General features: G+C 61.0%; 14 protein-coding genes. 5 read left to right on the forward strand and 9 right to left on the reverse strand.

The features are described from left to right. Window positions 1–28: 28 nt before the first annotated feature. The gene (locus ACLD1X_RS20225; protein WP_429370651.1) at window positions 29–949 is read right to left on the reverse strand and encodes a LysR substrate-binding domain-containing protein; all 921 of its coding nucleotides are present in this window, start codon (window positions 947–949) and stop codon (window positions 29–31) included. 158 nt (window positions 950–1,107) lie between these two features. Here ACLD1X_RS20225 and ACLD1X_RS20230 point away from each other — a divergent pair, with 158 nt between their 5' ends. Then, a complete protein-coding gene (locus ACLD1X_RS20230; protein ID WP_429370653.1) occupies window positions 1,108–2,505 on the forward strand; it encodes a NorM family multidrug efflux MATE transporter in 1,398 nt (465 codons plus the stop codon). A 122-nt stretch (window positions 2,506–2,627) separates the two neighbouring features. Here ACLD1X_RS20230 and ACLD1X_RS20235 read toward each other — a convergent pair whose 3' ends face one another. Further along, window positions 2,628–4,298, reverse strand: a complete 1,671-nt coding sequence (locus tag ACLD1X_RS20235; RefSeq protein WP_429370655.1) for a putative bifunctional diguanylate cyclase/phosphodiesterase — start codon at window positions 4,296–4,298, stop codon at window positions 2,628–2,630. 264 nt (window positions 4,299–4,562) lie between these two features. Between ACLD1X_RS20235 and rep the strand changes: the two genes are divergently transcribed. Together rep and ACLD1X_RS20245 are read left to right on the forward strand one after the other, a co-directional pair. Continuing rightward, a complete protein-coding gene (gene rep / locus ACLD1X_RS20240; RefSeq protein WP_085716217.1) occupies window positions 4,563–6,572 on the forward strand; it encodes a DNA helicase Rep in 2,010 nt (669 codons plus the stop codon). Between the two features lie 57 nt (window positions 6,573–6,629). Further along, entirely contained in the window at window positions 6,630–7,202 is a 573-nt protein-coding gene (locus ACLD1X_RS20245; RefSeq protein WP_429370658.1) for a xanthine phosphoribosyltransferase, read from the forward strand. 130 nt (window positions 7,203–7,332) lie between these two features. On the opposite strand, the gene ACLD1X_RS20250 is transcribed toward ACLD1X_RS20245, so the two are convergent. The 5 genes from ACLD1X_RS20250 to dadA form a co-directional block, all read right to left on the reverse strand. Beyond that, window positions 7,333–9,255 (reverse strand): acetyl-CoA hydrolase/transferase C-terminal domain-containing protein, encoded by a 1,923-nt coding sequence (locus tag ACLD1X_RS20250; protein ID WP_429370660.1) that lies wholly within the window; start codon window positions 9,253–9,255, stop codon window positions 7,333–7,335. 273 nt (window positions 9,256–9,528) lie between these two features. Beyond that, a complete protein-coding gene (locus ACLD1X_RS20255) occupies window positions 9,529–9,951 on the reverse strand; it encodes a c-type cytochrome (RefSeq protein WP_046038983.1) in 423 nt (140 codons plus the stop codon). Window positions 9,952–10,133: 182 nt separating this feature from the next. Beyond that, window positions 10,134–10,682 carry a cupin domain-containing protein gene (locus tag ACLD1X_RS20260; protein ID WP_007975150.1) on the reverse strand — a complete coding sequence of 183 codons (549 nt, stop codon included), beginning with the start codon at window positions 10,680–10,682 and terminating at the stop codon, window positions 10,134–10,136. Window positions 10,683–10,810: 128 nt separating this feature from the next. Beyond that, on the reverse strand, window positions 10,811–11,884 hold the full coding sequence (alr, locus tag ACLD1X_RS20265) for an alanine racemase (RefSeq protein WP_429370662.1): 1,074 nt from the start codon (window positions 11,882–11,884) through the stop codon (window positions 10,811–10,813). A 135-nt stretch (window positions 11,885–12,019) separates the two neighbouring features. Beyond that, window positions 12,020–13,324, reverse strand: a complete 1,305-nt coding sequence (gene dadA / locus ACLD1X_RS20270) for a D-amino acid dehydrogenase (RefSeq protein ID WP_429370664.1) — start codon at window positions 13,322–13,324, stop codon at window positions 12,020–12,022. 157 nt (window positions 13,325–13,481) lie between these two features. On the opposite strand from dadA, the gene ACLD1X_RS20275 reads away from it, so the two are divergent. Continuing rightward, complete coding sequence (locus tag ACLD1X_RS20275; protein WP_007975155.1) at window positions 13,482–13,970, forward strand: Lrp/AsnC ligand binding domain-containing protein; 489 nt, start codon at window positions 13,482–13,484, stop codon at window positions 13,968–13,970. 118 nt (window positions 13,971–14,088) lie between these two features. Here the strand turns inward: ACLD1X_RS20275 and ACLD1X_RS20280 are convergent, their stop codons facing one another. Continuing rightward, window positions 14,089–14,442, reverse strand: a complete 354-nt coding sequence (locus tag ACLD1X_RS20280; protein ID WP_429370667.1) for a YkgJ family cysteine cluster protein — start codon at window positions 14,440–14,442, stop codon at window positions 14,089–14,091. A 147-nt stretch (window positions 14,443–14,589) separates the two neighbouring features. On the opposite strand from ACLD1X_RS20280, the gene ACLD1X_RS20285 reads away from it, so the two are divergent. Continuing rightward, the gene (locus tag ACLD1X_RS20285; protein ID WP_429370669.1) at window positions 14,590–15,897 is read left to right on the forward strand and encodes an FAD-dependent oxidoreductase; all 1,308 of its coding nucleotides are present in this window, start codon (window positions 14,590–14,592) and stop codon (window positions 15,895–15,897) included. A 142-nt stretch (window positions 15,898–16,039) separates the two neighbouring features. Here the strand turns inward: ACLD1X_RS20285 and ACLD1X_RS20290 are convergent, their stop codons facing one another. Further along, window positions 16,040–16,285, reverse strand: a complete 246-nt coding sequence (locus ACLD1X_RS20290) for a DUF1127 domain-containing protein (protein ID WP_429370671.1) — start codon at window positions 16,283–16,285, stop codon at window positions 16,040–16,042. Between the last annotated feature and the right edge of the window lie 64 nt (window positions 16,286–16,349).

Genomic DNA, 16,349 nt, shown 5'->3' on the forward strand with positions numbered 1-16,349 from the left:
GGGACTGATCCGGCTTGCCTGCGATGATTCATCTCAAGTGCTCGACCGCCGGTAACTCCATGGCCCGAACCTCACCCAGGAGGAAAACGCTGAGGCGGCGCAAACGCTCACCTCCGGGGCGGGTTTTCGGCCAGACCAGGTAATAATTCTCACCGCTGGCAACCGCTGTCGGCCACGGCAAACTCAGACGTCCCTGTGCAACATCCTCAGCCACCATCAACAAATCGCCCATGGACACGCCATAACCTCGGGCGGCGGCGATCATCCCCAGCTCCAGCGTGTCGAACACCTGGCCGCCCTTGAGCGAGACTTGATCGGTCAGGCCCATGCGCTCCAGCCAACTGCGCCAGTCGCGACGGTCGGGCGTTGGGTGTAGCAGTTCGGTGCTGGCCAGGCGTGCGACGCCCCAAGGCTGATCGTTCAGAAGATTCGGCGCGCCCACCGGAATCAGTTCCTCTGGAAATAACAAAGTAGCCTCCCAGTCCGGCGGGAAATGCCCGTTGCTGAGGATCACGGCGCAGTCGAACGGTTCCTGATTGAAGTCCACCGAGTCGATGTCCATCCAGGCGCTGGTCAGCTGCACTTCATTGCCCGGTTGCAGGTGCCGAAAACGGCTGAGCCGTGCCAGCAACCAGCGCATGGTCAAGGTCGACGGGGCTTTCATGCGCAGGATGTCGTCTTCGGCACGCAAGGTATTGCAGGCGCGCTCAAGGGCGGTGAAACCATCACGAATGCCCGGCAGGATCAACCGCGCCGACTCAGTGAGTTGCAAGTTGCGCCCGCTGCGGTGAAACAACCGACAGGCAAAATGCTCTTCGAGCGTACGAATATGTCGACTGACGGCGCTCTGAGTAATCGACAGCTCTTCAGCCGCACGGGTAAACGAGCTATGCCGCGCCGCCGCTTCGAATGCGCGCAGGGCATACAAGGGAGGAAGACGACGTGACATTGGGAAAGCTCCTACACCGGGATCCAGCCACCCTAGCAGAAACTCTCCAGCATGAGTTTTAATCATGCCATCCATCCTTTTTATCCCTTTGTGCAATCCCCGCAGAGCGCCGAGAATCGACGCTTTCCTGTTCTCTTTGATAAACGAGCGTGATGACCATGCAGCATCCAGCACGTACTGAACTCTGGGCCATCCTGCGGCTGGCGGGGCCGCTGATTGCCTCGCAGTTGGCGCACATGCTGATGGTCCTCACCGACACCCTGATGATGGCGCGCCTGAGTCCCGAGGCGCTGGCCGGTGGCGGGCTCGGCGCGGCGACCTATTCGTTCGTGTCGATTTTCTGCATCGGCGTGATCGCGGCAGTCGGCACACTGGTGGCGATCCGTCAGGGTGCTGGCGATATTGTCGGAGCCACCCGGCTGACCCAGGCCGGGTTGTGGCTGGCATGGCTGATGGCGCTGGTCGCCGGGTTGCTGCTGTGGAACCTCAAACCGGTGCTGCTGCTGTTCGGCCAGACCGAAAGCAACGTGCAGATGGCCGGGCAGTTCTTGATCTTCCTGCCATTCGCCCTGCCCGGCTACCTGAGCTTCATGGCCCTGCGCGGCTTCACCAGCGCCATTGGCCGCGCGACGCCCGTGATGGTCATCAGCCTGGGCGGGACCGTGGCCAACTTCCTGCTCAACTATGCACTGATTACCGGGATGTTCGGCCTGCCGAAACCTGGGCTGATGGGCATCGGGCTGGTCACGGCGATTGTCGCCAACCTCATGGCACTGGCACTGGCGTGGCACATTCGGCGGCATCCGGCTTATGAGGCGTATCCGCTGCGTCAGGGCCTGTCGCGCCTGAACCGGCAGTACCTGAAGGAACTGTGGCGCCTGGGCCTGCCGATTGGCGGCACCTACGCGGTAGAAGTCGGACTGTTTGCCTTCGCCGCGTTGTGCATGGGCACCATGGGCAGCACGCAACTGGGTGCACACCAGATCGCCCTGCAAATCGTTTCGGTGGCGTTCATGGTCCCGGCGGGTATTTCCTATGCCATCACCATGCGCATCGGCCAGCACTACGGCGCCGGGCAACTGCTGGATGCGCGGCTGGCCGGGCGGGTTGGCATTGCCTTCGGGGCGGCGGCGATGCTGTGTTTCGCCATGGTTTTCTGGCTGTTGCCGAACCAGCTGGTCGGCCTGTTCCTCGACCACCACGACCCGGCGTTTCGCGACGTCATCAACCTCGCCGTGAGCCTGCTGGCGGTGGCGGCCTGGTTCGAGCTGTTCGACGGCGTGCAAACCATTGCCATGGGCTGCATTCGCGGGCTCAAGGATGCCAAGACCACGTTCCTCGTCGGCCTGGGTTGCTATTGGTTGATTGGCGCTCCGGCCGCTTGGTGGATGGCGTTCCACCTGCAGTGGGGGCCAACGGGCGTCTGGTGGGGCCTGGCGCTGGGCCTGGCGTGCGCGGCGATAAGCCTGACGCTGGGGTTTGAGTGGAAGATGAAGCGGATGATCAAGCGCGAGCCGACGTCAGAGCAGCGCTTCGAGGTCCCTCAGCCTGACTGAGCCCCCTGTAGGAGCGAGCTTGCTCGCGATGGTCGTCAACGATAACGCTGGTTGGCAGATGCCCCGCGGCGTTCTCGGGTTTATCGCGAGCAAGCTCGCTCCTACAGGGTTGCGTGGCAACCTCAGCCCACGATTTCCAGCGACTGCTGACTGGAGCCAAACGTCAGATACTCCACCAGCTCGGCCAGCGGCAACGGTTTGCTGATCAGATACCCCTGCACCTGATCGCATTCAAACCCGCGCAACAGCTCCAGTTGCTCCGGCGTCTCCACACCTTCGGCGACCACCTCAAGGTTGAGGTTGTGCGCCAGGTTGATCATCGCGTGGACCAGTTTGCGGTTTTCCTCACGCTGCTCCATGCCACCGACAAAGCTCTTGTCGATCTTCAGCAAGGTGATCGGCAGGCTGTTGAGGTGCACGAAGGATGAAAACCCGGTACCGAAGTCGTCGAGGGAGAAGCGCACACCGAGGCGCCCCAGGGCGTCCATGGTCTGCTTGACCAGATCGCTGCGGCGCATCACGGCGGTTTCGGTCAGTTCGAATTCCAGCCACTGCGCCTCGACGCCGCGCTCGGCAATCAGGCGACTCAGGGTCGACAGCAACTGGCTGTCCTGGAACTGCCGGAACGACAGGTTGATCGCCATGTGCAACGGCGGCAAACCCAGCTCAAGCAGCGCCTGCATGTCGCGCAAGGCCCGGGAGATCACCCAGTAGCCCAGCGGCACGATCAGGCCGCTTTGCTCGGCCAGCGGCACGAACTCGCTCGGCGGCAACAACCCGCGTTCGGCATGGCGCCAGCGCACCAGGGCTTCGAGGCCGACGATTTGCCCGTCCTCGAGATTCAGGCGTGGCTGGTAGTGCAATTCCAGCTCATCGCGGCGCAACGCCCGGCGCAGCTCGGTTTCGAGGTCGGCAATGCTGCGGGCATTGCGGTTGATGCGCTCGTTGAAAATATGAAAGGTACAGCCCTGGGTGCTTTTGGCCTGCTGCATGGCGATATGTGCATGCCACATCAGCGGGTCCGCACCGGCCTGGGCCCGGGCGTGGGCAATGCCCAGGCTGGAACCGATCAACAGGCTTTCGCCGTCGACCCAATAAGGTTCGGCCAGCGCTTCGCTGATGCGTTCGGCCATCCACTCGGCGCGCTGGGGAGCGCGACGGGTGTCGATCAGCAGGGCGAATTCATCGCTGCCCAGGCGTGCCAGCTGATCGCCGGCCTCGAGCTGGCTCTTGAGCCGCGCCACCACCTGCAGGATCAGGCGGTCACCGGCCTGATGGCCGAGGGCGTCGTTGGCGTAACGGAAATTGTCGAGGTCGAGATGACCCAGGGCCAGGCCACGACCGTCGCTTTCGGCCAGCCGCGCTGTCAGCAGTGTCTGGAAGCCCTGGCGATTGGCGATGCCGGTCAGCGGATCTTGCTCGGCCAGGCGTTGCAGAGTGTTTTCCAGGACGCCACGTTCGCGCACATGGCGCAGGCAGCGGCGCAACATGCCAGGATCGAGCAGGTCGCGCACCAGCCAGTCACTCACACCGTCGGGCGGGACCAGCGGCTCATGGTCGAGCAGCAACACCGTCGGCAGGCTGCAACGGCCCGGCGCCGGTTGAAGTTGCGGGATGGTCAATAACACCGCGCTGCGGTTGTCATCGAACAGGCTGCTGACCGACTCCCAACTCGGCGCGCTGATGAGCACGGCCGAGCTCCCCATCGGAGCCAGACACTCGCGCAACAACGCTGCCCACGCTGGCTCTTCGGCCAGTAGCAGCAAACGCAAGGGTTCGACAGGCGTAGACAAGCTAGCTCCCTAGACTCTGCAAAGATGTAGGCGACGGGCATTATGCCGTTCCGTTAACTAATGACAATGACATCAGTTGTCAAAACGAGCCCTTTGTATCTGGAATTACGAACATTAGCCGCAAATTCGTAGCGCATCCTGCGTGAAAGTAACAAAACCGGCAATTACAGATAGCGTGCTACGTCACAAGTCGGACAGAGCAGCACAATTCGCTGAGCCTGTTAAAATGCCGGCCCATTTTGTGACTGACTCCTGAATTTACCTATGTCCCGACTCAATCCCCGGCAGCAAGAAGCCGTGAGCTACGTCGGCGGCCCTCTTTTGGTGCTCGCCGGCGCTGGCTCCGGCAAGACCAGCGTGATCACGCGCAAAATCGCGCACCTGATCCAGAACTGCGGCATCCGCGCCCAGTACATCGTCGCCATGACCTTTACCAACAAGGCCGCCCGCGAGATGAAGGAACGGGTCGGCACCCTGTTGCGCGCCGGTGAAGGTCGCGGGCTGACGGTCTGCACGTTCCACAACCTGGGCCTGAACATCATCCGCAAGGAGCACGTGCGGCTGGGCTACAAACCGGGCTTCTCGATCTTCGACGAGACCGACGTCAAGGCCCTGATGACCGACATCATGCAGAAGGAATACTCGGGCGACGACGGCGTCGACGAGATCAAGAACATGATCGGCGCCTGGAAAAACGACCTGATCCTGCCGGCCCAGGCCCTGGAAAACGCGCGCAACCCCAAGGAGCAGACCGCCGCCATCGTCTACACCCACTATCAGCGCACGCTCAAGGCGTTCAACGCGGTGGACTTCGACGACCTGATCCTGCTGCCGGTGAAGCTCTTCGAAGAGCACGCCGACATCCTGGAAAAATGGCAGAACAAGGTGCGCTACCTGCTGGTCGATGAATACCAGGACACCAACGCCAGCCAGTACCTGTTGGTGAAAATGCTTATCGGCAAACGCAACCAGTTCACCGTGGTAGGCGACGACGACCAGTCGATCTACGCCTGGCGTGGTGCCCGTCCGGAAAACCTGATGCTGCTCAAGGAAGACTACCCGTCTTTGAAAGTGGTGATGCTGGAGCAGAACTACCGCTCCACCAGCCGCATCCTGCGCTGCGCCAACGTGCTGATCTCGAACAACCCGCACGAATTCGAAAAGCAGCTGTGGAGTGAAATGGGCCACGGCGACGAAATCCGCGTGATCCGTTGCCGTAACGAAGACGCCGAAGCCGAGCGCGTGGCCATGGAAATCCTCAGCCTGCACCTGCGCACCGACCGTCCGTACAGCGATTTCGCGATCCTCTATCGCGGCAACTACCAGGCCAAGTTGATTGAACTGAAGCTGCAGCATCACCAGGTGCCGTATCGCCTGTCCGGCGGCAACAGCTTTTTCGGACGCCAGGAAGTGAAGGACCTGATGGCCTACTTCCGCCTGATCGTGAACCCGGACGACGACAACGCCTTCCTGCGAGTCATCAACGTGCCGCGCCGCGAGATCGGTTCGACCACGCTGGAGAAGCTGGGCAACTACGCCACCGAGCGCAAGATCTCGATGTACGCCGCCACCGACGAGATCGGCCTGGGCGAGCATCTGGACTCACGCTTCACCGATCGTCTGTCGCGCTTCAAGCGTTTCATGGACCGGGTGCGCGAGCAGTGCGCCGGCGAAGACCCGATCTCGGCCCTGCGCAGCATGGTCATGGACATCGACTACGAGAACTGGCTGCGCACCAACAGCTCCAGCGACAAGGCCGCCGACTACCGCATGGGTAACGTCTGGTTCCTGATCGAGGCGCTGAAGAACACCCTGGAAAAAGACGAAGACGGCGAAATGACCGTCGAGGACGCCATCGGCAAACTCGTCCTGCGCGACATGCTGGAACGTCAGCAGGAAGAGGAAGACGGCGCGGAGGGCGTGCAGATGATGACCTTGCATGCGTCAAAGGGCCTGGAATTCCCCTACGTGTTCATCATGGGCATGGAGGAGGAAATCCTCCCGCACCGCTCCAGCATCGAGGCCGACACCATCGAAGAGGAACGCCGCCTGGCCTACGTGGGCATTACCCGCGCGCGCCAGACCCTGGCCTTCACCTTCGCCGCCAAGCGCAAACAGTACGGCGAGATCATCGATTGCGCGCCGAGCCGCTTCCTCGATGAGCTGCCGCCGGACGACCTGGCATGGGAAGGCAACGACGATACACCGACCGAAGTCAAAGCCGTGCGCGGAAACAACGCATTGGCGGATATACGCGCGATGTTAAAGCGCTAGAATTGACCACTTTTACATAGACCTTCGGCGCAAAAGGCGCCAACAGAGGAACGCTTCATGGAAGCACTGCAGCAGAAAATTCGCGAACAAGGCATCGTGCTTTCCGATCAGGTCCTGAAGGTCGACGCCTTTCTGAACCACCAGATCGACCCGGCCCTGATGAAGCTGATCGGCGACGAATTCGCCACGCTGTTCAAGGATTCGGGCATCACCAAGATCGTCACCATCGAAGCCTCGGGCATCGCCCCGGCGATCATGACTGGCCTGAACCTCGGCGTGCCGGTGATTTTCGCCCGCAAGCACCAGTCCCTGACCCTGACCGAAAACCTGCTGTCGGCGACCGTGTACTCATTCACCAAGCAGACCGAAAGCACCGTGGCCATCTCTCCACGTCACCTGACCAGCAGCGACCGCGTGCTGATCATCGATGACTTCCTGGCCAACGGCAAGGCGTCCCAGGCACTGATTTCGATCATCAAACAGGCCGGCGCCACCGTGGCGGGCCTGGGCATCGTGATCGAGAAGTCGTTCCAGGGCGGCCGTGCGGAGCTGGATGCGCAGGGTTATCGCGTTGAGTCGCTGGCTCGCGTGAAGTCGCTGGCCGGTGGTGTTGTGACCTTTATCGACTGATCCGCCACACCGCATAAACCAGTGTGGGAGCGGGCTTGCTCGCGAAGGCGGTGTGTCAGTCGACATCAACTTTGACTGACACACCGCCTTCGCGAGCAAGCCCGCTCCCACATTTGTTTTGTGTTGGCTTTTATTGCGCGGTGGCCTTCAGGCCAGTGAGCAGCAACCGCTGAAACAGGTCTTCCTTCAGGCCTTCCGGGTTGGTGAGCTGCATACGCTCCAAATGCTCCGGGTACAGCGAAGCCTGCGGCGCATCCAGCGCTGCCTTGCCCAATTCCAGCACCTCACTGAGCTTGAACTTGCTCTTTAGCCAGTTCAGTGCCCGTAACAGATCGCGCTCGACCTCGGTGAAGTCGCAGCCCAGCGGATACTCCGGAAACAGCTGCGGATGCCGCGCCTGAATCTCCTGCAAGCGTTGCGGACTGTTATCGGCAAAGCGTGGATCGAGGCGAAAGTCCTTGGGCAATTTGCCGACTTTCTGCGCCTGCTCGATCAACCCCGGCTGAAAGCGCGAGTCGCTGATGTTGAGCAAGGCCTCGATCACTGCCGCATCGGTTTTGCCGCGAAGATCGGCGATGCCGTATTCGGTGATCACGATGTCGCGCAAATGCCGGGGAATGGTGCAGTGACCATACTCCCAGACGATATTCGAACTGACGTCGCCGCCAGACTCGCGCCAGCTGCGCAGCAGCAACACCGAGCGCGCGCCTTGCAGCGCATGGCCCTGTACGACGAAGTTGTATTGCCCGCCTACGCCGCTGAGCACACGCCCGTCTTCGAGCTGATCCGCCACCGCAGCACCGAGCAAGGTCACGGTGAACGCAGTGTTGATGAACCGCGCATCCATGCGCTGCAAGCGCTTGAGTTCTTCCTGGCCGTAGAGCTCGTTGATGTAGCTGATGCGGGTCATGTTGAATTCGACCCGCTTGCTTTGCGCTAATTCGCGCAAGCGTTCGTAGTAGGTACGCGGGCCGAGAAAGAAGCCGCCATGCACAGAAATGCCATCGGTTTGTGCGGCCTCATCCAGGGTGCCGGCATTCGCCTGCAGTTGGGTCGCCACGTCCGGGTAAACCTTGCGCCGCACGATCCCGGCATCCGCCAATACCAATAAGCCGTTAACGAACATTTCGCTGCAGCCATACAGGCCTTTGGCGAAGGGTTCGATGCCGCCTTCACGCTCGATCAGTTGCGCCCACTGACTGAGGTTTACCTCGGCCAGCAACGCCCTGTAACCGTCGTTGTCGGCTTGTCGCGCCAGCAGCGCCGCCGTCAGCGCATCGCCCATGGAACCGATGCCGATCTGCAAGGTGCCGCCATCGCGCACCAGGGTGCTGGCGTGCAGGCCAATGAAATGGTCCTGAAACCCCACCGGCATGTTCGGCGTGGAAAACAGCGTGGTGTTGTCCTTCTGATCGATCAGCAGGTCGAAGGCGTCGATATCGAGTTCCGCATCGCCGGGCATGTAAGGCAGGTCGTTGTGCACCTGGCCGACCATGAGGATGGTTTCACCGGCAGCACGGCGCCTGGCGATCATCGGCAACAGGTCGAGGGTGATGTCCGGGTTGCAACTCAGGCTCAAGCGATCGGGATGCTCGGCATGACTGGCCACCAACTGCGCCACAAGGTTCAACCCGGCAGCGTTGATGTCACGGGCCGCATGGCTGTAATTGCTGCTGACGTAGTCCTGTTGCGCAGTGGCACTGTTGAGCAGACTGCCAGGCTGCATGAAGAACTGCTGGATGTGAATGTTGCCCGGCAGGCCATCGCGACGCAGGTCGGCGAGAAATTCCAGCTCCGGATAATCGCCGAAAACCCGTTCGACAAAGGGTTCGAGGAAGCGCTTTTGCAAACCATCGCCCAAGGGCGGACGCCCCAGGCACAACGCGGTATAGATCGTCAGCTGGCGCTCGGGCAACTGTGCGATGCGTTGATACAGCGCGTTGACGAAGTGATTGGGTTTGCCCAACCCCAGAGGCAAGCCCATGTGGATATGCGCCGGCAACCGTGCCAAGACGTCATCGACTGCCTGTTCGATAGAGCACAGCTGAACCATCGGATCCTCCCTCACTTTCCATGACTTGGGCCTGGACCGAGCTTGCCGGGGATTTGCTGCAATGAACAGCCTGTTAATACCTATCGGCTGCCACAAAAACCTGTAGGAGCGAGCTCGCTCGCGATGGTCGTCAACGATAACGCTGGAAACCTGGCACCCCGCGGTGCCCTCAGGTTCTTCGCGAGCGAGCTCGCACCTACAGGGATCAGCGGCGTGAGATCGCGAGCACAAAAAAGCCGCTCGAAAGCGGCTTTTCAGCAGGAAGACTCAGGCTTATTTCAAGCCGGACATCTTCTGGATGGCGCCTTTGAGCTCGGCATCGGAGCAGTCGGCGCAGGTGCCTTTAGGCGGCATCGAGTTGATACCGGTAATGGCTTTGGCCAGGATGCCGTCGAGGCCGCCCTGGTGATCGGCGCGGTCTTTCCAGGCGGCGGCATCACCGATTTTCGGTGCGCCCAACAAGCCTGAACCGTGGCAAGCGTTGCAATGTTTTGCAATCACTTCATCCGGGGTTTTCGCACCACCGCCGCCGCCAGCGGCAGTCGCCACTTCCATGCCCTTGCACTCTTTACCCTGAACACAGACCTGACCGACCGGTTCAAGGCGTTTGGCGATATCGTCGTTGGTCGCAGCTTGAGCGCTGACACTGACAGCCCATAGGGCCAGTACGGTTGCTGGTGCAGCCAGCATTTTCATAATTAGGTTCACGCGTTCACCCTCAATGGTGGCTAGTCACGCCTACGGCCACGGTTCGCAGGCGGGCGCAAGTATAGCGGTAAGCCCGTCGCACTGAAACAACCCCAAAGTCACAAGGGTCTTAGGCTGCGGCGGAAAAACGGCCCGGGCGCCTCTACGATGCTGGCAGGACGCCTCTTTTCTTAGAAATTCGCCGGCGTGGCTGCGCTGATTAGTCGCGCAGGCGCATCGAACGGATTTCGGAAACGGTGTGGCTTGGTACTTTCAAAGTAGTAGCTATCGCCGGCTTCGAGCACAAAAGTTTCGAGACCGACCACCAGTTCCAGTTTTCCTTCGACCAGGATGCCGGTTTCCTCACCTTCATGGGTGAGCATCTCGTCACCGGTGTCGGCGCCAGGCGGGTAGATTTCATTGAGGAATGCGATAGCCCGGCTCGGATGCGCCCGGCCGACCAGTTTCATGGTCACGGCGCCATCGGAAATGTCGATCAGCTCATTGGCCTTGTAGACGATCTGAGTCGGTTTTTCCTGCAGGATTTCTTCGGAAAAGAACTCGACCATGGACATGGGAATCCCGCCCAGCACTTTACGCAGCGAACTGATCGAAGGGCTCACGCTGTTCTTTTCGATCATCGAAATCGTGCTGTTGGTGACCCCCGCCCGTTTGGCGAGCTCACGCTGGGAAAGGCCTTTGAGCCTACGGATGGATTGCAGTCGTTCACCGACGTCCAAAGCTTGCGCCTCCAGGATTCAGGAATGTTGGAATAGTGAGCGTTATCATGGCGACAGCGTTCAGTATTTACAACACCTTGACCTGAATCCTGCTCAGCGAGGCGACTTCCGGTCTGCAGCCTTGCGCACTAAGCCCCGGAATAGAGCAGTGGCACTCGGCGCAGGTTGCAGAAAATCTGGTAGGGAATCGTGCCGGCGGCCATGGCTACATCACTGGCGAGGATGTTTTTGCCCCACAACTCGACGGTCGAACCAAGACCGGCTTGCGGCACATCGGTCAGGTCGATGCAGAGCATGTCCATCGAAACCCGGCCGATCAACTGGCTGCGTTGCCCGGCAACCAGCACGGGGGTGCCGGTCGGTGCCAGACGCGGGTAGCCGTCGGCGTAACCCATGGCCACCACACCAATACGCATCGGTTTTGGCGTGATGAACCTGGCGCCGTAACCGACTGGCTCGCCGGCAGGCAGTTCGCGGACACTGATCACTTTCGACTCAAGGGTCATCACCGGCTGCAGGCGTGCGGCCACTTCATTGGCCTCTTCGAACGGCGTGGCGCCATAGAGCATGATGCCCGGACGTACCCAATCGCTCGGAATCTGCGGCCAACCGAGCACCGCCGGCGAGTTACGCAGGCTGACCTCGGCGGACAAGCCCTTGCGGGCCGCTTCGAATACCGCCACCTGTTCGGTGCTGGCCTGTTCGTGCAGTTCGTCGGCACGTGCAAAGTGGCTCATCAGCACCACTTTCGCGACCTTGCCGCTGGCCAGCAGCCGTTGATAGGCCGCTTGATAATCCGCCGGGTGCAGCCCCACGCGATGCATGCCCGAATCAAGCTTGAGCCACACGGTGATTGGCTTGCTCACCGCGGCTTTTTCGATGGCTTCGAGCTGCCACAACGAATGCACCACGCACCAGAAATCATGCTCGACGATCAGCGCCAGCTCGTCGGCTTCGAAAAAACCCTCCAGCAGCAGGATTGGCGCACGAATACCCGCCGCCCGCAGCTCCAATGCCTCTTCGATACAGGCCACGGCAAACCCGTCCGCCTCGGCCTCCAGCGCCTGGGCGCAACGTACCGCGCCATGGCCATAGGCATCGGCCTTGATCACTGCAAGGGCTTTGGCCCCCGTGAGTTCACGGGCGATCCGGTAGTTGTGACGCAGGGCTTGAAGGTCGATCAGGGCACGGGCAGGACGCATGGCGGCAGACTTCTGGTCGGTTTATCGGGAAGAAAAACCGGTGCTGGCTGACAGCGTTAACCGCCAACAGCACCGGGAGAGGGATTTTTTCTGGCAGGCTTCGGACAAAGCGGTTACAACCAACAGCTCATGCACTCACTGGTGAGCTGGCGCTGGACTGACATGCTTTGCAGACTCCTGGGTTTTGTTGCCATAACGGGAAATATCGAGGCCTTCGGCGCTGATCTGCGGCTTTTTCTTCGCCATCAGGTCCGCCAGCAAGCGACCGGAGCCACAGGCCATGGTCCAGCCCAGCGTGCCGTGACCGGTGTTCAGGAACAGGTTCTTGAACGGGGTGGCACCGACAATCGGGGTGCCATCCGGCGTAGTCGGACGCAGGCCGGTCCAGAAGCTGGCCTGGGCCAGATCGCCGCCCTGAGGATAAAGATCGTTGACGATCATCTCCAGGGTTTCGCGTCGACGCGGGTTCAGCGACAGGTCAAAACCGGCAATTTCAGCCATGCCGCCGACGCGGATACGGTTGTCGAAACGGGTGATCGCGACCTTGTAGGTCTCGTCGAGAATGGTCGAGGTCGGGGCCATCGCCGGGTTGGTAATCGGCACGGTCAGGGAGTAGCCCTTGAGCGGGTACACCGGTGCCTTGATCCCCAGCGGCTTGAGCAACTGCGGCGAATAGCTGCCGAGGGCCAGCACGTAGCGATCGGCGGTTTCCAGCTTGCCGTCGATCCACACGCCGTTGATGCGGTCACCGGCGAAGTCGAGGCGCTGAATGTCCTGGTCGAAACGAAATTGCACACCGAGGTTCGCGGCCATCTCGGCGAGCTTGGTGGTGAACATCTGGCAGTCGCCAGTCTGGTCGTTCGGCAGGCGCAGGGCACCGGCGAGGATGTCGGTGACGCTGGCCAGCGCCGGTTCAACGCGGGCAATGCCCTCGCGATCGAGCAGTTCGAACGGCACGCCGGACTCTTTCAGCACGGCGATGTCTTTCGCCGCGCCGTCGAGCTGGGCCTGGGTACGGAACAGTTGGGTGGTGCCGAGGCTGCGGCCTTCGTAGGCAATACCGGTTTCGGCGCGCAGTTCGTCGAGGCAGTCACGGCTGTACTCGGACAGACGGACCATGCGCTCCTTGTTCACCGCATAACGGCTGGCGGTGCAGTTGCGCAGCATCTGTGCCATCCACAGGTACTGGTCGATGTCGGCTGTGGCCTTGATTGCCAGGGGCGCATGGCGCTGCAACAGCCACTTGATGGCCTTGAGCGGCACACCCGGCGCGGCCCACGGCGAGGCATAACCCGGCGAAACCTGGCCTGCGTTGGCGAAGCTGGTCTCCATGGCAGCAGCCGGCTGCCGGTCCACCACCACCACTTCAAACCCGGCACGGGCCAGATAATAAGCACTGGTGGTACCGATGACGCCGCTACCCAAGACCATGACGCGCATTTTCATATCCCTCATCGCGGCTAACCGCTGACGTTTGTTGTTCAGAGCTTCAGATGCGCGCAGTGTAAAAAAGATTTGCCAGTGCTTTTCACTATATAAGCGCCTATATTTGGCGACAATTCTCGGCAAAAACCCTTTTCACGGAGGCGCATCCCCTATGCGTACCAACACTCAGACCAAACGTGAGCTGGACAAGATCGACCGCAACATCCTGCGGATCCTGCAAGCGGACGGGCGGATTTCCTTTACCGAGCTTGGGGAGAAGGTCGGGCTCTCGACCACGCCCTGTACTGAGCGGGTCCGGCGTCTGGAGCGCGAAGGGATCATCATGGGCTACAACGCCAGGCTCAATCCGCAACACCTGAAGGGTAGTTTGCTGGTGTTCGTCGAGATCAGCCTGGATTACAAATCCGGCGATACTTTCGAAGAGTTCCGACGTGCGGTGCTGAAATTGCCCCATGTGCTGGAGTGTCATCTGGTGTCAGGGGATTTCGACTACCTGGTGAAGGCGCGGATTTCCGAGATGGCCTCGTACCGCAAATTGCTGGGCGACATCCTGCTCAAGCTGCCCCATGTGCGCGAGTCCAAGAGTTACATCGTGATGGAAGAAGTGAAAGAAAGCCTGACGTTGCCGATTCCGGATTGAGATTTGCGGTGTCTATTCGGCCGCTTTCGCGAGCAAGCCTGCTCCCACACTGGATTTGTGATCGACGCAATTCCCCTGTGGGAGCGAGCCTGCTCGCGAAAGCGGCAACCCGGTCCAGCTAGACCAACACCTGCCGGTTCGATGCCATGTACTCGAACACCTGCTTCTCCACCTGCGGATGAATCAACTCCACCGGCCCGCGCCCGTTGGGACACGGCAAGGTCCTGGTGGTACCGAACAACCGGCAGATCAGCGGCCGCTCGTCATACACCGTGCAGCCATTGGGCCCAAGGTGCACACAGTTGAGTTCTTCCATGGCGGCATCCTGCTCGGCGCGGGTCTTGCGCGGCAGACGCGACATTTCTTCGGGCGAGGTGGTCACCGGCCCGCAGCAGTCATGGCAGCCGGGAACACACTCGAACGAGGGAATCTGCTGTCGCAATGTGCGAATTGTCTGGCTGTTGCAGCTCATTGCAGCGGTGACCAAAAGCGGAAGAGAGCGCGATTCTGACGCAAAAGCCCCGATCCAGACAGCACCAGCCGACCAATGTTGCCCGTCCGGGAGGGTCCGGCTTATGCTCCGTCAAATTTTCTAAACGCAAGAATCAGGACCACGCACATGACTGCCCGTGCTCAACAGCCTGCTCCGGACCACATCGCCTCCTACTACGCCGCCAGCAGTCTGCCGCAGCCCAAGCTTGCGGCGCTCAAAGGTGAAGTGCTGGCCGATGTCTGCGTGGTTGGCGGCGGTTTTTCCGGGTTGAACACGGCGCTTGAGCTGGCCGAGCGCGGCCTCAGTGTGGTGTTGCTCGAAGCCCGTCGAATCGGCTGGGGCGCCAGTGGACGCAATGGCGGGCAGCTGATTCGCGGCGTCGGTCACGGCCTCGATCAGTTCACCAACGTCATCGGTGTCGAAGGTGTCCGGCAAATGAAACTCATGGGCCTGGAAGCGGTGGAAATCGTCCGGCAACGGGTCGAGCGCTTCCAGATCCCCTGTGACCTGACCTGGGGTTACTGCGACCTCGCCAACAAACCCCGTGACCTGGAAGGTTTCGCCGAGGATGCCGAAGAACTGCGCAGCCTGGGTTATCGCTACGAGACCCGTTTGCTGCAAGCCCACGAGATGCACACCGTGGTCGGCTCCACGCGTTACGTCGGCGGCCTGATCGACATGGGTTCGGGGCACCTGCATCCACTGAACCTGGCCTTGGGCGAAGCTGCAGCGGCACAACGACTGGGGGTCCAACTGTACGAGCAGTCGGCCGTGACCCGCATCGACTATGGCCCCGAAGTCAAAGTCCATACCGCCGAGGGGTCGGTACGCGCCAAAACCCTGGTACTGGGCTGCAACGCCTACCTCAACAACCTCAACCCGGAACTCAGCGGCAAAGTCCTGCCCGCCGGCAGCTACATCATCGCCACCGAACCACTGAGCGAAGAACAGGCCCACGCCTTGTTGCCGCAGAACATGGCGGTCTGTGACCAGCGAGTGGCGCTGGACTACTACCGGCTCTCGGCGGACCGGCGCCTGCTGTTTGGCGGCGCCTGCCATTACTCGGGCCGCGACCCGAAGGACATCGCGGCGTATATGCGTCCGAAAATGCTGGATGTCTTCCCGCAATTGGGCGCCGTGAAGATCGATTACCAATGGGGCGGAATGATCGGCATCGGCGCCAATCGCCTGCCGCAGATCGGGCGGCTCAAGGACCAGCCGAACGTCTACTACGCCCAGGCCTACTCCGGTCATGGCGTGAATGCCACGCACCTGGCCGGCAAGCTGCTGGCCGAAGCCATCGGCGGCCAGCACAGCGGCGGCTTCGATCTGTTTGCCAAGGTGCCGCACATCACCTTCCCCGGCGGCAAGCATTTGCGTTCGCCGTTGCTGGCGCTGGGGATGTTGTGGCATCGGCTTAAAGAGTTGGTCTGAAGGATTGTCGGTGTCAGCTCTGACGCCTTCGCGGGCAAGCCCGCTCCCACAGGTTCGGTGGTGAACACAACTCTTGTGAACACCAGCAACTCCTGTGGGAGCGGGCTTGCCCGCGATGAGGCCCTAAGGAACAGCGCAAAATTCAGATCCGCCAGAAAGGCTTCAACCCCTCCTCCCGCGCCTGCTCCCGCGTCAGCCCGATGTCCTTGAGCTGGTCGGCTGTCAGCGACAGCAACGCCTTGCGCGTGTGCAGGCGACGCCAGAACCGGTCCCAGCGACTCAGGCCGGACGGCGCATGACGCATACCCGCCTCACGCGTGCCGTTGTTCTGCCCTGTCGCCAGTTCCTGACTGTGTAACGTCAGCCGCACATCGCTCAAACCGTTCATCTTGGATGCTCCTGTTTACTTGGGTAGCCAGAGGTTCCATGATGCGTGGGCGCGCAAAAGCATT

The sequence above is a fragment of the Pseudomonas sp. 18173 genome, from assembly GCF_050432945.1.
GTDB lineage: Bacteria > Pseudomonadota > Gammaproteobacteria > Pseudomonadales > Pseudomonadaceae > Aquipseudomonas.